At 55.5% G+C, this 1381-nt stretch carries 1 protein-coding gene; it reads right to left on the bottom strand.

Annotated elements, in window-relative coordinates; all coding sequences use genetic code 11:
* Positions 1–1381, bottom strand: a 1381-nt coding sequence (locus ACIQWO_RS27475) for a beta strand repeat-containing protein (protein ID WP_402830868.1), incomplete at both ends; no start/stop codon positions are given.

Raw genomic sequence — 1381 nt, 5'->3', positions numbered from 1 at the left:
CCACCCGACGCATTGAGCGAGACCGTACTTTGGTTCGATACGATGGAGCCGGTCGTCGCAATACTGCCATTGGTCGCTGTCAGCGAGACTGCCCCGTCCTGGCTGATCGAGGCCGCGGTTGTGACGCACCCGCCAATGATTGTGGTGTTACCCGTCCCCTCGACGATGTTCTGCGACGAAAGCGATACGGCATCGCTTCGATTAATGATGAAGGTCCCGTTATTGACGATCTTCGCCAATCCGAGCGTGCCCGTGGTACCGCCATTGCCGACCTGAAGGGTTCCGCAGTTGACATAGATCGTGCCGTTGGCATCGTAGCTGTTTTGCCCGAGCACCAACAACCGACCCGGCCCCGTCAGGGTCATTGAACGGGTCGGAACTGTAGGAGACGACGCCGTGATCATGGAGCCGCTAAAATTCAGCGTGGCATTGTTGGCGATAAAGAACGAATTGTTATTATTGTTGTTAAGATACTCTGCGGTAATTGAACTATTACTTAGGACTGTGATATTTCCATTGAGGAGATACGACCCCCACACTAACGCCTGGGCAGACGAAACACCCGAAGGGAGATAGCTCGAAAGCGTTCCACCGTCCAGAATCAACTGGAAAAAGTGGCGTACGGCACCCAAACTCGCGGTGAGCGTCCCGCCGGAATTGACTCGGGCACCAGTGAGCGAGCCATTATTGTTGGGACCTCCCAGGATGTTAGTCGAGGTACCGAGATCGAACAGTCCGGCGTTGACAGTTAACCAACCCGAGCCAATTGCGCTTCCACCGCTCAGACCCGCGGTGTCAATGGCACCAAGAGCAACGGTCGTATTCACACCGCTTTGCGTAACATTACCTGTACTACCCGCTCTAAACGCTCGGTCAATGCGGGTGGTGTTTCCGCTCGCCTGATTAAATACGAGATTGCCGTAATTCCATATGCCGCCGGCGCCGGAGAGTGCCGCCAGTGCACCATTGGCGGTACCATTACCGACCTGAAGGGTTCCATTTGCCGCAATAGTCACCCCACCAGCCCCGGAGATAGCCCCTCCGGCAACGATCAATGTACCGTTGTTAATTGAGGTGTTGCCCGTGTACGTATTATTGGCACCGAGTGTGACGATCCCGGTGCCATTGACATTCAGACCACCCGTGAAGGAGATCCCACCATTCATCTGGCCAAGGCCAGAGATATTGAGCGTCAGGCCTCCTGTGGTCGAAATCGTGCCAACTGCCGATGAGCTCAGATTGGTCGCATTCAGATTGAGTTGGGCGTTGCTCCCCCCCGAAAGGATAATCGGTGCGGCCAGCGAAATGTTCCTGTCGGCAATGAGCGTGAGAGAACCGTTGCCGGTGCCAGTAATACCGGCATTGACGGTGATGTTGCCCC

The organism is Pandoraea sp. NPDC090278, from assembly GCF_044772185.1.
Classification (GTDB): Bacteria; Pseudomonadota; Gammaproteobacteria; order Burkholderiales; family Burkholderiaceae; genus Pandoraea.
The sequence above is the reverse complement of the archived record's forward strand: the minus strand, read 5'-3'. Positions and strand labels throughout refer to the sequence as shown.